This window comes from Streptomyces longisporus (assembly GCF_039532765.1).
In the GTDB taxonomy this organism is placed as follows: domain Bacteria; phylum Actinomycetota; class Actinomycetes; order Streptomycetales; family Streptomycetaceae; genus Streptomyces; species Streptomyces longisporus.
The window spans coordinates 263,186-276,765 of the sequence record NZ_BAAASG010000007.1 but is presented as its reverse complement, the minus strand read 5'-3'; the positions used below and the strand labels follow the sequence as shown (position 1 = coordinate 276,765).

Genomic DNA, 13,580 nt, shown 5'->3' with positions numbered 1-13,580 from the left:
CACCGGGCGGCGGCAGGATTGGGCGTCCGTCCGGATTGGTGGCGAACGTAAGCGACCGGGACGCAAGCAAACAAGTGCCGGTTCCCCGTGAATGCGTTTCTATTGATCCCTTGAGAGAAAACCCGGTGACTTTGCGTGAATTCCCCGGTGATCGTCTCCGTCAAACGCCCTTGTGAAGCACCTGAATTACGTGGACATGACGCGCCACGCACCGTCACGGATATGACCCTCCTCACGTACCCCCGCCCCAGGATCCCCTCTTCAGGAGCGAGTTGGAATGAAGGGGCCGAAGGAGCGCCAATCCGGACAGAAGACTCAGATGCGCCGCAGACGGAAAACTGCCGCGTCGAAGTCACCACGCAATCCGGTACGCAGTCCGTGATGCAGCAATACGGCACCGCTATGAATTTCGCCCGTTTCAGGGCATTCATACGAGGCTGTCGGTTCGAGGCCCCGCAGTCGCAGCGCCGGCACGGGCTCGCCATGGCTCTGCGACTGGAGCCAGGCGAGGACGACCGCCTCGCCCCCGCGCACGTACTGCACCGCACTCAGCCCGCCCCGCGGCGGCCGCAGCCGGTAGAGGTCGCCGTGCTGCACCAGCGGCCGGATCTCCTTGTACAGCGCCACCCATTCGCCGGCCTCGGCGAGCTCCTCCTCGGTCCACCGGGTGAGGTCCCCGCCGACCCCGAGCACGCCGGCCATGGAGCTCACGAACCGGAAGCGCAGTGAGCTGATCCGGCCGTTGAGCTGGGTGTTCGGGCTGTCGGTGACCCAGGCGGCCATCACCCGCGCGGGGTGGATCTGGCTGAAGCCGTGCTGGATGGCGAGCCGGTCGAGCGGGTCGGTGTTGTCGGAGGTCCACACCTGGTCCGTACGGCTCATGATCCCGAGGTCGATCCGTCCGCCGCCGCCCGAGCAGGACTCGAAGGCGACATTCGGGTGGGCCGCCCGCAGCCGGTCCAACAGGGCGTACAGGGCTCGGACATGATCGACCCAGAGGCGCTGCGGATAGGGCTCCCCCGGCCAGCCCGCGTCGGTGAAGCAGCGGTTGAAGTCCCACTTCACATAGTCGATCGGGGCGCTGGAGAGGAGCGCGTGGAGCTGCTCCCAGAGGTATTCCTGGACGTCTTCCCGGGCCAGGTTCAGTACGAGCTGGTTGCGGAATTCCGTCCGCTTCCGTCCCGGTTGGAACTGCACCCAGTCGGGGTGGGCGCGATACAGCTCGCTGTCCGGGTTGACCATCTCGGGCTCGACCCAGATGCCGAACTGCATCCCCAGGGCGTGCACATAGTCCGCGAGGGGCTTGAGGCCGTTCGGGAAGCGGTCCCGGTTGACCGTCCAGTCGCCGAGTCCGGCGCGGTCGCTGGTGCGTTTGCCGAACCAGCCGTCGTCGACCACGAACAGCTCGACGCCGATGGCCGCGGCCCGCCGCGCGAGGGCGCCCTGCTGCTCCTCGGAGATGTCGAACTCGGTGGCTTCCCAGGAGTTGAACAGCACCGGCCGGTCCTGGTCGGCGTCCGGGATGACGTGTGCGCGCTGGTAGGCGTGCCAGGCGCGGCTCGCGCCACCGAAGCCGCCGTCGCTCCACAGACCGGCGAAGACGGGGCTCGTGTACGACTCCCCCGGCTCCAGGCGCAGCAGCCCGGAGTCGTCGTAACCGGCGCCGCCGGTGATCTGCACGCGCGCGTCCGGGAGTTGCGCCACCGCGATCCGCCAGGAACCCGACCAGCCCAGAGCGCAGCCGTAGACCTCGCCGCGTTCCTCGGTGGCGTCGGTGTCGAGGGCGACCCAGGGCAGGTGCTGGTGGCCGGTGTGGCCGCGGCGGCTGCCGATGATCTTCTCACCGTAGGTGAGAGGCGAGGCGGTCAGCCGGGACTCGGCGGCCCAGCGGCCGTGCAGCTGGGAAAGCCGCCACTCCTCACGATCGGGCAGCGTCCAGGTCGCGGAGTCGGCCCGCAGCAGCTCCAGGGCGGGCCCCTCGTTGCCGAGGGTCACCCAGCGTTCCACGACGTCGTGCCGCATCCGGTAGTGCAGCGTGATCGCGAGCCCGCCGTCCCGGAAGCCCAGCCGGAGGTGGTCGCCCTCCGCCTCGTACCGCTCGAAGCGCCACTCGGTGCCGCGCCGCTCTTCGCTGCGCACGGACAGGGCGGGCCGCACGAAGCGGGGGCCGCCCTCCACGGGGTACTCCTCGCGCCCGTCGAGCGGGGACTCGAAGGGCCAGTAGTCGGGCAGCGGGCGGACGGCGAGTGCCTCGGCGTCGGCGAGCGCGATCCGGGGGCCCCAGTGCAGGTGCAGCAGCTCGTCGTCCCCGGTCAGGTGGACGGCGTAACTGCTGGCCGGCCCCGAGAGGAGCCACGTACGTCCGTTGTCTGCGATCTCCAGCATCAAGCCCTCACACATTCGAACAGGTGCGACCAATCCGCAACATCATCAAGGCACGTGAGGCCTGGTCGCAACGCCTGTGGACAACTCATTGCCTCAGGAATCCATGTCGTATCGTCGGGAGAGCGCCCGACGACGAGCCGCGCCGGCCGGGCGGACTGGGAGGAGCCCCCGTGACGCAGCAGATCCCGTCGACCGAACCCGAGCTCGCCGGAGTCCGCAACTTCCGTGACGTGGGAGGACTTCCGACGGTGGACGGACGGCGGGTGCGCCACGGGGTGCTGTTCCGCAGCGGCCACCTCGCGCACGCGACCGAGGAGGACGCCGAGTTCCTGTCCTCCCTGGGGCTGCACACGATCTTCGACTTCCGCAATGCGGCGGACCAGAAGCTGGAGGGCCCGGACGTCGAGCTGCCGGGCGTGCGCAATGTGAACCTGCCGCTGTCGGACCCGGCGGACGGCTCCGGGTTCTGGAAGATGGTCCGGGACGGCGAGATCGATCAGCTGCGCGAGCTCCTCGGCGACGGCAAGGCGGCGAACCGCATGATCGTCTCCTACCGCACGATCATCAAGGAGCGCACCGCCGAGCACACGCGCGTGCTGCGCTCGCTCGCCGAGGACAGTCTCCCTGCCCTGATGCACTGCGCAGCGGGCAAGGACCGTGCGGGCCTGTCCATAGCCGTGACACTGCTCGCGCTGGGCGTCGAGCGCGAGGCGATCTTCGCGGACTACCTGGAGTCGAACGCCAAGCACCGCCGCTACAAGGTGCACCGCAGCAGCAGCTCCGCCGCGGCGTACTCCCCCGAGGTGATGGAGCTGCTCAGCCCCCTGTTCGAGGCACGCACCGAGTATCTGACGGCGGCCTTCGAGACGATCGAGGAGACGTGGGGCGACGTCGACACCTATCTGGAGCAGGGCCTGGGGCTCACCCCGGAACTCCGCGAGCTCCTGCGCGAGCGGCTGCTCGACTGATCACTCGGGCCATTGCGCTATTTCGCCCCCACCTCGAACAGCAGGTAGACGAAGGCCGCGAAGAGATGCCCCACCGCGATGTAGATGATCAGACGCACCCACAGGGCGCGGGGGAACTTCTCCTCCATGTTGCTGTTGCTCATGGCATCTCTCCGGTGATCGGGCCCAGGCACAGCGTGGCCGTCGGGCTCTGCAGCAGGGTGTGCACGAACAGGAGCTCCACGCCGTCGGGATCCTGGGCGGCGAGCCGGTGCGGAGTCAGCGAGTCGAAGTGCGCGCTGTCACCGGGGGCGAGCCGGTGCGTGGTGTCCCCGAGGCGCAACCGCAGCCGCCCCTTGAGGACGTACAGCCACTCCTCGCCGGGGTGCACCCGCACGATGTCGCCCTGCGAGCCGTGCGGGACGCGGACCCGCAGGGCCTGCATGCCGCGGCCGGGCGCGCCGGCCTGGAAGTAGGTCCAGCCGCCGGCGACGGTCGGTTCCATGTCGGCGGCGCGCACCACGGCGTCCCGGTCGGCGACCGTCTCGCCGAGCAGCTCGGACACCGTCGTACCGTAGACACGTGCGAGGGCGAGCAGCATCGGCAGCGACGGCTGTCGCTGCCCGGTCTCCAGCCGGGAGAGATGGGCCGCCGACAGCCCGGCGGCACGCGCCGCGGCCTCCAGTGTGAGGGAGGCGCGGCGGCGCAGCGCGCGCAGTTGGGGTGCGACAGCGGGAAGCTCCGCTTCGGCTTCCTGAGGGCTCATGCCCTCCATTCAGCCGGAGCTTTGCCTGTGCGGCAAATTTCTTGCCTCAGAGGCAATACCGCTGTTGGTCTACCGGTTGGCGACCGCCTGCTTCACCAGCGTCTTGCTGAAGTCCCACATCAGGCCGCCGCCGCTGTGCGCGTCATCCATGACGGCGGTGAACGCGTCGACGAACCTGTCCACGTCCTGCTCGCCGATGATCAGGGGTGGGATCAGCTTGATCACCTCCAGGTGGTCGCCGGAGACCTGGGTGAGGATCCGGTGCCGCTGCAGCAGCGGTACCACGACCATCTGCGCGAACAGTCCCTTCCGCGCGGCCTGCAGCATGGTCCAGCGGCTGCGCAGCTTCAGTGACTTGGGCCTGCCGAACTCGATGCCGATCATCAGGCCCCGGCCGCGGACGTCCGCGAGCAGCTCGTACTTGTCGATCAGCGCGGTGAGCCGGGATTTCAGCTGCTCTCCGGTCACCCGCGCGTGGGCGACGACCTGCTCGTTCTCCATGACGGACAGCACGGCTAGACCGGCCGCCATGGCCTGGGCGTTGGACCCGAAGCTCGCCGAGTGGACCAGCACCCGGTCCATCGACGAGTACACCTTCTTGAAGATCCAGTCCTTGCCGAGGGTGGCGCCGACGGGCACATAGCCGCCGGAGAGCGCCTTGGCCACGCACACCAGGTCCGGCTCGACGCCCTCCTCGTGCTGGTGGGCGTAGAAGTCCCCGGTCCTGCCCAGGCCCGTCTGCACCTCGTCGGCGATGAGCAGCGCCTTGTGCTTGCGCAGCAGCTCCTGCGCGGCCCGCAGATAGCCGGGCGGGGCCTCGTGCACGCCCTTGCCCTGGATCGGTTCGACGATCAGGGCGGCGACGTCGCCCTTCTTCAACTCCCGCGCCAGGGCGTCGAGATCGCCGAGCGGTACGGCCGTGTCGGGCAGCAGCGGGGCGAAACCGTCGCGGAAGCCGTCCTCGCCGTTGACCGAGAGGGAGCCGGTGGTCAGGCCGTGGAAGGCGTGGTCGCAGTACAGGATCCTCGGCTTCCCGGTGGCGTAGCGGGCGAACTTCAGCGCGGTCTCCACCGCCTCCGTGCCGCTGTTGCCGAAGAACACCCGGTCCAGGTGCGGGCTGTACGTGAGCAGCTTCTCCGCCAGCAGCCCGGGCAGCGGCTGGCAGTCGAAGCGGGTGAGGTCGGCGAGAGAGGCGTCGAGGACGTCGTGCAGCGCCTTGCGGACGACGGGGTGGTGGCGGCCCAGACCCATCACCCCGAACCCGGCGAGCATGTCCAGGTAGTCGTTGCCGTCCGCGTCCCAGAAGTGGGCGCCCTCGGCGCGCTCGTAGACCTTGTCGAAGCCGATGGTGTGCAGCATGCGCGGGAGCTGGTGGTTCAGGTACTTCCCGTGCAGCTCGTAGCGCTCGGCTCCGCGCTCGGCCAGGAGTGCGCCGAGGTCGAACTCCTTGGTCATTCAGCCTTCTCCTTGACTGTGCCGTCCAGCTGTTCCTTGACGGCCAGGGTGTCCTCGGCCTCCTTGACGGCGAGGCTCGCGCTGATCCGTCCGGCCACCTCGACCGGCGTGAGGCCGATGTCGGCCAGCACCTCCCCGCGCTTGGCGTGCGCGAGGAACTGCTCCGGGATGCCGAACCGGCGTACCGGGACGTCGACTTCGGCATCACCGAGCGCCAGCGCGACCGCCGCGCCGACTCCGGCCGCACGGCTGTTGTCCTCGACCACGGCCACCAGCCGGTGCTCGGCGGCCAGCCCCGGCAGCGACGGGTCGACGGGCTTGACCCAGCGGGGGTCGACGACGGTGCACGAGATGCCGCGCGCCTCCAGCAGCTCGGCGGCCTGCAGGCAGACGGGCGCCATCACGCCGACGGCGACCAGCAGCACATCGGGGGTGTCCGGGCCGCGGTGCAGGACGTCGAGGCCGCCCACCCGGTCGACCGCCGGGATCTCGGGCCCCACCGACTCCTTCGGGAAGCGGACCAGCGTCGGCGCGTCGTCGACGGCGACGGCCTCCCGCAGCTGCGCCCGCAACTGGTCGGCGTCGCGTGGCGCGGCGATCCTGAGCCCCGGCACGACCTGGAGGATCGACATGTCCCACATGCCGTTGTGGGAAGGCCCGTCGACGCCGGTGACACCGGCCCGGTCCAGCACGAACGTCACCCCGCAGCGGTGCAGCGCCACGTCCATCAGCAGCTGGTCGAAGGCACGGTTGAGGAAGGTGGCGTAGACGGCGACGACCGGGTGCAGACCGCCGGTCGCAAGGCCGGCCGCGGACACGGCCGCATGCTGCTCGGCGATGCCGACGTCCCACACCCGGTCCGGGAAGCGGGCGGCGAACTTCCCGAGCCCCACCGGGTGCAGCATGGCCGCCGTGATCGCGACGACGTCCTTCCGCTCCTCGCCGATCGCGACGATCTCGTCTCCGAACACCGAGGTCCACGAAGGGCCGCCTGCGGGGGCGAGGGGCGCGCAGGTGAGCGGGTCCATCACGCCGACGGTGTGGAAGTGGTCCTCCTCGTGGGCGATGGCCGGCTCGTAGCCGCGGCCCTTCTCCGTCAGGCAGTGGATGAGGACCGGTCCGTGGAAGCGCTTGGCGCGCCGCAGCGCGGACTCGACGGCTCCGATGTCGTGTCCGTCGATCGGGCCGACGTACTTCAGGCCCAGGTCCTCGAACATGCCCTGCGGGGCGAACGCGTCCTTGAAGCCCTTCTTGGCGCCGTGCAGCGATTCGTAGATGGTGTTGCCCACGACCGGCGTGCGCAGCAGCACGTCCTTGCCCCAGGCGAGCACCTTCTCGTAGCCGTCGGTGGTGCGCAGGGTGGCCAGGTGGTTGGCGAGGCCTCCGATGGTCGGCGCGTACGAGCGCTCGTTGTCGTTGACGACGATGATCAGCGGGCGGTCCTTGGCGGCCGCGATGTTGTTCAGCGCCTCCCAGGCCATGCCGCCGGTGAGGGCGCCGTCGCCGATGACCGCGACGACGTGTCCCTTCTCTCCCTGCACCTGGCGGGCCTTGGCGAGTCCGTCGGCCCAGCCGAGGGCCGTGGAGGCGTGGCTGTTCTCGACGATGTCGTGCTCGGACTCCTCGCGCGAGGGATAGCCGGACAGGCCGCCCTTTCCGCGCAGCTTGGAGAAGTCCTTACGGCCCGTCAGGATCTTGTGCACATAGCTCTGATGGCCGGTGTCCCAGACGATACGGTCGACGGGCGACTCGAAGACCCGGTGCAGCGCGATGGAGAGCTCCACCACCCCCAGGTTGGGCCCGAGGTGCCCGCCGGTCCTGGCCACCGCGTGCACCAGGAACTCTCTGATTTCTTCGGACAGTTCGCGAAGCTCCGTCTCGGACAGCGCCTTCAGGTCGCGTGGTCCCCGGATGTTCTCCAGAATCGTCACGCTCGGGCCCCCTTCGGTCCGTGCTGTTCAACTCACGGTGACGGCCGGCTCCCCCGACGCGGTACCGTCCTGTTCCATCTGTTCGGCGATCTTCATCGCCTCCTCGATGAGGGTCTCCACGATCTTCGACTCGGGTACGGTCTTGATGACCTCGCCCTTGACGAAGATCTGCCCCTTGCCGTTGCCGGAGGCGACACCCAGGTCCGCCTCCCGCGCCTCACCCGGGCCGTTGACCACACAACCCATCACGGCTACCCGCAAGGGGACTTCCATGCCCGTGAGGCCGGCCGTGACCTCGTCGGCCAGTTTGTAGACGTCGACCTGGGCGCGGCCGCAGGACGGGCAGGAGACGATCTCCAGGCGCCGCTGCTTGAGGTTCAGGGCCTCAAGGATCTGCAGGCCGACCTTGACCTCCTCGGCGGGCGGGGCGCTGAGCGAGACCCTGATGGTGTCGCCGATGCCCTGCGAGAGCAGTGCCCCGAAGGCGACCGCCGACTTGATCGTGCCCTGGAAGGCGGGCCCGGCCTCCGTCACTCCGAGGTGCAGCGGGTAGTCGCACTGCGCGGCGAGCTGCTTGTACGCCTCGATCATCACGACCGGGTCGTTGTGCTTGACCGAGATCTTGATGTCCCGGAAGTCGTGCTCCTCGAAGAGCGACGCCTCCCACAGTGCGCTCTCGACGAGCGCCTCGGGAGTCGCCCTGCCGTACTTCTGCAGCAGCCGCTTGTCCAGAGACCCGGCGTTCACGCCGATGCGGATCGGCGTGCCGTGGTCCTTGGCGGCCCGCGCGATCTCCTTGACCTGGTCGTCGAATTTCTTGATGTTGCCGGGGTTCACCCGCACCGCGGCGCACCCGGCCTCGATCGCCGCGAACACGTACTTCGGCTGGAAGTGGATGTCCGCGATCACCGGGATCTGCGACTTGCGGGCGATGGTCGCGAGGGCGTCCGCGTCGTCCTGCGTGGGACAGGCGACCCGCACGATCTCGCAGCCGGAGGCGGTGAGCTCGGCGATCTGCTGCAGGGTGGCGCCGATGTCCGAGGTACGGGTCGTCGTCATCGACTGCACCGACACCGGGGCCCCGCCCCCGACCGCCACCGGCCCGACATGGATCTGCCGCGACAGGCGCCGCTCGGCGATCGGCCGGGCCGGTACCTCGGGGACGCCCAAGGAGATGGCGGTCATCGTGTCACTCCCGGTTTCCGGAGACCGTCTCGCGCATCGCGCGCAGGGACTCCTTCAGGGACCCCATGGTGGCGAGGACGGCGGTGGGCTCGTAGCCGCAGTGCGCCATGCAGTTGGCGCAGCGCGGGTCCTTTCCGCGGCCGTACTTGTCCCAGTCGGTGTCCTCGATGAGTTCGCGGTACGTCGGCACGTACCCGTCGCTCATCAGATAGCAGGGGCGCTGCCAGCCGAAGAGCGAGTAGTTGGGGATCGCCCAGGCGGTGCACGGGAAGTCCACCTTGCCCTCGAGGAAGTCGAGGAACAGCGGGGAGTGGTTCAGCCGCCACTTCCGGCGGTTGCCGCCCGCGAAGGCCTTCTTGAACAGTTCGCGGGTCTGCTCCACGCCCAGGAAGTGCTCCTGGTCGGGCGCCTTCTCGTAGGCGTAGGCGGGTGAGATCATCATCTCGTCGACCTTGAGGTCGTCGTTGAGGAAGTTGAGCACCTCGATGATGGTCTGCGGGGTGTCCGTGTTGAAGAAGGTCGAGTTGGTGGTGACCCTGAAGCCCCGCCGCTTGGCCTCCTTGATCGCCTCCACGGCCTCGTCGAACACGCCCTCCTTCGCCACCGACTCGTCGTGCCGCTCACGCAGCCCGTCGATGTGCACGGCGAAGGCGAAATAAGGAGAGGGCTTGAACTTGTCCATCTTCTTGCGCAGCAGCATCGCGTTGGTGCAGAGGAAGACGTACTTCTTCCTCGCCACCAGCTGCCGCACGATCTCATCGATCTGAGGGTGCATCAGGGGCTCGCCGCCCGCGATGGACACCATGGGGGCACCGGATTCGAGGACCGCCCCGACGGCCTGTGCGACCGGCATGCGCTGCTTGAGCACACCCGCCGGATGCTGGATCTTGCCGCAGCCCTCGCACTTCAGATTGCACGCGAAGAGCGGTTCCAGCTCCACGATCAGCGGAAACTTGTCCCGCTTGCGGAGCTTCTGTTCAGCCAAGTACGTAGCGACCTTGATGGACTGACGCAGCGGCATGGCCATCTGGCTCACCTCCTGGGGAGCAGCAAAGAACGGTGCCATTCGAAGAAAGATGGAAGTACGGCACGTAGGACACGGAAAGCTGATATTCCACCGCGTACCGTGCCGATTCGAACAAGTTCATGTTCAGGAGCGTCCACGACCACCCGCACGGCCGCAACCGGGCGCACGCCGGTGCGCACGGCGCTCAGAAGCGTCGCCGCGGACTCCATGTCGACGGCGATTGCGCCGGTCGCGAGCAGATCCGACCGTTCGTGACCCCGCACGACATGATCGGAGCCGGTGACGGGACCGGTGTGGACGGTGCGCCCGGGCACCGCGCGCCCGAGCTCCTTGACGAGCAGGTCGGTCCCCACGCACGGAACGGTTCCGTCCGGGCCCCGGGTCTCCTCGGCGACGACCAGGTCCCCGGGGTGCATGCCGGGGGCGAGTCCCGCGCAGAAGCCGGTGGCGAGCACGGCGGCCCCGCTCCAGGCCGGGTCCGCGAGCATCCGGGTGACGGAGCGCTCGGCCGCCTTGGGCCCCATGCCCGTACGGAGCAGGGTGACGGGCCCGCCGGCCCCGCCGCGGTCGCCGGCGCGCAGGGCGAGGTGCTCGATGCCGAGCGCGCAGGCGATCAGCAGCGGGGCCGGGGCGGGCCGGGTGCTCATCAGCCCCCCTCGGCCTCGGCGAGAGGCTTCCTGGAGAAGGGTTCGCCGTTGACGTAGCGGCCGAGTGCGGTCAGCGGGAAGACCTGCCGGTAGAGGTGGTAGTTGATCGAGAAGTCCCAGGGGAAGCCGGTCCCGGTGAAGTACGGCTCGTCCCAGGAACCGTCCTCACGCTGGGTGGCCGCGAGCCACTCCACACCGCGCTCGACGGCCTTGGAGTCCTGCTCCCCCGCGGCCAGCAGGGCCATCAGCGCCCAGGCCGTCTGCGAGGCGGTGGAGGCGCCCCTGCCGCTCCACTCCTCGACGTACTTGTAGGAGCGCAGGTCCTCGCCCCAGCCGCCGTCGTCGTTCTGCACCGACTCCAGCCAGGCCACGGCCCGCCGGATCGCGGGGTGGGAGCCGGGGAATCCGGCCGCGACGAGGGCCGGTACGACCGATCCGGTGCCGTAGACGTAGTTGACCCCCCAGCGCCCGAACCAGGAGCCGTCCGGTTCCTGCTCGGCGAGCAGCCACTCGATGCCGCGCCGGGTGCGCGGGTCGTGGGCGAGGCCCTCGACGGCCAGCATCTCCACCACGTGCGCGGTCACGTCGGCGGACGGCGGGTCGATGACCTCGCCGAAGTCGCAGAACGGGAGCCGGTTGGGGAAGGGGCTGGTGTTGTCGACGTCGAAGGCGCCCCACGCCCCGTTCTTCGACTGCATCCCGAGGTTCCAGCGCACCCCGCGCCCGATCGCCTTCTCCACCCGCTCGGGGTCGTGGTGCTTGACGCGGCGCAGCGCGAGGACCACCTCGGCGGTGTCGTCGATGTCGGGGTAGTTGTCGTTGTGGAACTCGAACGCCCAGCCGCCGGGCGGCAGTTGGGGTCTCCTGACGGCCCAGTCGCCGGGCCGGACGATCTCCTCGCCGAGCATCCAGTCGGCGGCCTTGACCAGCTGCGGATGGTCGGCGGGCACGCCCGCGTCGACGAGCGCGATGGTGGCGAGGCAGGTGTCCCACACGGGCGACTGACAGGCCTCGATCATCCGGGCCCCGTCCTCGCGCCACACGGCGAAACGGTCCAGCGACGCCAGCCCCTCGCGCAGCACCGGATGTTGGAGGTCGTAGCCCAGCAGGTACAGGGCGATCACCGAGTACACGGCCGGCGGTTGGATACCGCCCCAGCAGCCGTCGTTCTCCTGCCGCTCGATGATCCAGCGGGCGGCGGAGTTCATGGCCGCCTTGCGCAGTCTGCGCGGGATGACCTTGCGCACCTGGTGCAGCACCTTGTCCAGGCGCTGGAAGGCGCCGTCCCAACTGGCGGCCGGGGCAAGGGGCTTGGGCGGGTTCGGACGGTTCGGGTCGGTGTGCAGCTCGTCGAGCGGGAAGGGCGCGGGCCGCACCGGCCGCTTCGCGGACACGACCGTCAGCGGGACGATCGTCTGCCTGGCCCAGCACCCGAAGTCGTAGATGTTGAGCGGTACCCACTTGGGGAAGTAGATGAGCTCCGGCGGGAGTTCGGGCAGGTCCTCCCACTTCCACCAGCCGAACAGGGCGAGCCAGATCCGGGTGAAGACCCGGGCCGCGGCGATGCCGCCCTGCTCGCGGATCCAGGCGGAGGCCTGCGCCATGTGCGGGGCGTCCGGCGTGTCACCCGCGAGACGCAGGGCGACGTATGCCTCGATGGTGGTGGAGAGTTCGCCCGGTCCGCCGTAGAACGTGGCCCAGGTGCCGTCCTCACGCTGCTCGCCGCGGATGAACAGGGCGGCGGCGTGCGCGGTGTCCTTGTCGAGGATGCCCAGGAACTGCCGAAGGAGCAGGTCCTCGGCGTCCATGGTCACGTTGGTCTCGAGGTCGCCCTTCCACCAGCCCTGGGCGTCCTGCCGGGACAGCAGGAAGTCGGTGGAGCGCTGGACGGCGCGTACGGCGGCCTCGCGTACCCCCGCCGCCACGGGGCTCGTGCTGTCGGTTTCGCTGGCCGAGGCTGCCCGGGGCGGCAGGGCCCCGGTGCTTCCGTCGGTCGTCGCTGTCATGGCTTCCCCTTCGTGCAGTCGTACAGATCGTGCTGCTGTGGGTCCGCCGTCGGCCGGTGCTCGTGTTCCCGCGACACCGACCGGCGACTACGCGAGGGCTATTCGACCGATAGTGATCATCTCTTTCGTACGACGACGAAGTCGGCGAGCGCCGTGAACCGGTCCCGGACCGGGTCGGGCATGTCGATGGCGTGCAGGGCCTGGATGGCGGTGTTGTGCTGACGACGCGCCTCTTCGGCGGTCCACTCGCGGCCGCCCGCCTCCTCGATGAGGGCGGCGCGCGAGGCGAACTCCTCCTCGGAGAAGTTCTCGAAGTCGCTGCTCTTGGCGTCGGCGGCCAGGATCTCGCCGAGCCGCTCCGAGGCGGATCCGCCCGCCGCGAGCGCGGCGACGACCGGCAGGGACTTCTTGCGCTGGCGCAGGTCGCTCCAGGTCTGCTTGCCGGTGGAGACGGGGTCGCCCCAGATGCCGAGCAGGTCGTCGACGGCCTGGAAGGCGAGGCCCAGGTGGTAGCCGTACTTCTCCAGGGTGTCGGCGGTGCGGTCGTCCGCGCCGCCGAGCACGGCGCCGATGGAGGAGGCGCAGGCGAGCAGGGCGCCGGTCTTGTTGCCCTCCATCTCCAGGCACTCCTCGACACTGACGCGGTCGCGGTGCTCGTAGGAGATGTCCTGCGCCTGGCCGTCGATCAGGGCGCGGGTGGCGGTGGTCAGACGGCGGGTGGCGCGGCCGGCCTCGACGGTGCCGAGTTCGAGAAGGATCTCGTTGGCGAGGGCGAACAGGGCGTCGCCGACGAGGATCGCCTGGGCGGGGCCGTGCACCTTCCAGACGGTGTCGCGGTGGCGGCGCTGCTCGTCGCCGTCCATCAGGTCGTCATGCAGCAGGGAGAAGTTGTGGACGAGTTCGACGGCCACGGCGCCGGGGATGCCGACCTCGGGTGCGGCGCCGGTGACCTCGGCGGACAGGACCGCGAGGGCGGGGCGCACGGCCTTGCCTCCGTCGCCGTCGGCGGGGTTGCCCTCGGCGTCGATCCAGCCGAAGTGGTAGGCGGAAACGGTGTCCATGGGAGGGGCCAGGCGGTCGACGGCCGCCCGCAGTACCGGTGTGGCAAGGGTCCGGCCGCGCTCCAGGAGCGCGGTCACGTCCACTGCGGTCGCTCGATCGGCCTTCTCGGCCGGGGGCACAGTGGGCACAGTCTCTCCTCTTGTTGCGGTACCGGGGGTGCGGGGGCCTG

The 13,580-nt window shown here is 69.5% G+C and carries 11 protein-coding genes; 1 reads left to right on the top strand and 10 read right to left on the bottom strand.

Annotation, left to right across the window (positions count from 1 at the left end):
* Positions 1-315: 315 nt before the first annotated feature.
* A complete protein-coding gene (locus ABD355_RS12820; RefSeq protein ID WP_344400342.1) occupies positions 316-2,385 on the bottom strand; it encodes an alpha-galactosidase in 2,070 nt (689 codons plus the stop codon).
* A gap of 170 nt (positions 2,386-2,555) precedes the next feature.
* Between ABD355_RS12820 and ABD355_RS12815 the strand changes: the two genes are divergently transcribed.
* Positions 2,556-3,353: a tyrosine-protein phosphatase gene (locus tag ABD355_RS12815; protein ID WP_344400341.1), complete on the top strand. Its 798-nt coding sequence runs from the start codon at positions 2,556-2,558 to the stop codon at positions 3,351-3,353.
* A 17-nt stretch (positions 3,354-3,370) separates the two neighbouring features.
* Here ABD355_RS12815 and ABD355_RS12810 read toward each other — a convergent pair whose 3' ends face one another.
* The 9 genes from ABD355_RS12810 to ABD355_RS12770 form a co-directional block, all read right to left on the bottom strand.
* Positions 3,371-3,496 (bottom strand): DUF6126 family protein, encoded by a 126-nt coding sequence (locus ABD355_RS12810; RefSeq protein ID WP_344400340.1) that lies wholly within the window; start codon positions 3,494-3,496, stop codon positions 3,371-3,373.
* Positions 3,493-4,098, bottom strand: coding sequence for a helix-turn-helix domain-containing protein (locus tag ABD355_RS12805; RefSeq protein WP_344400339.1), 606 nt, complete (start codon positions 4,096-4,098; stop codon positions 3,493-3,495). The genes ABD355_RS12810 and ABD355_RS12805 overlap by 4 nt, the downstream gene beginning before the upstream one ends.
* A gap of 69 nt (positions 4,099-4,167) precedes the next feature.
* The gene (locus tag ABD355_RS12800) at positions 4,168-5,553 is read right to left on the bottom strand and encodes an aspartate aminotransferase family protein (RefSeq protein ID WP_344400338.1); all 1,386 of its coding nucleotides are present in this window, start codon (positions 5,551-5,553) and stop codon (positions 4,168-4,170) included.
* Positions 5,550-7,484, bottom strand: a complete 1,935-nt coding sequence (gene dxs / locus ABD355_RS12795; RefSeq protein ID WP_344400337.1) for a 1-deoxy-D-xylulose-5-phosphate synthase — start codon at positions 7,482-7,484, stop codon at positions 5,550-5,552. Before dxs ends, ABD355_RS12800 begins: the two co-directional genes overlap by 4 nt.
* Before the next feature lie 27 nt (positions 7,485-7,511).
* Entirely contained in the window at positions 7,512-8,669 is a 1,158-nt protein-coding gene (ispG, locus tag ABD355_RS12790; RefSeq protein ID WP_344400336.1) for a flavodoxin-dependent (E)-4-hydroxy-3-methylbut-2-enyl-diphosphate synthase, read from the bottom strand.
* 4 nt (positions 8,670-8,673) lie between these two features.
* A complete protein-coding gene (hpnH, locus tag ABD355_RS12785) occupies positions 8,674-9,696 on the bottom strand; it encodes an adenosyl-hopene transferase HpnH (protein WP_232650550.1) in 1,023 nt (340 codons plus the stop codon).
* Positions 9,697-9,701: 5 nt separating this feature from the next.
* The gene (locus tag ABD355_RS12780; RefSeq protein ID WP_344400335.1) at positions 9,702-10,343 is read right to left on the bottom strand and encodes a phosphorylase family protein; all 642 of its coding nucleotides are present in this window, start codon (positions 10,341-10,343) and stop codon (positions 9,702-9,704) included.
* Positions 10,343-12,349, bottom strand: coding sequence for a squalene--hopene cyclase (gene shc / locus ABD355_RS12775; protein ID WP_344400334.1), 2,007 nt, complete (start codon positions 12,347-12,349; stop codon positions 10,343-10,345). The genes ABD355_RS12780 and shc overlap by 1 nt, the downstream gene beginning before the upstream one ends.
* Positions 12,350-12,465: 116 nt before the next feature.
* Positions 12,466-13,530 carry a polyprenyl synthetase family protein gene (locus ABD355_RS12770; RefSeq protein WP_344401198.1) on the bottom strand — a complete coding sequence of 355 codons (1,065 nt, stop codon included), beginning with the start codon at positions 13,528-13,530 and terminating at the stop codon, positions 12,466-12,468.
* Positions 13,531-13,580 lie beyond the last annotated feature (50 nt).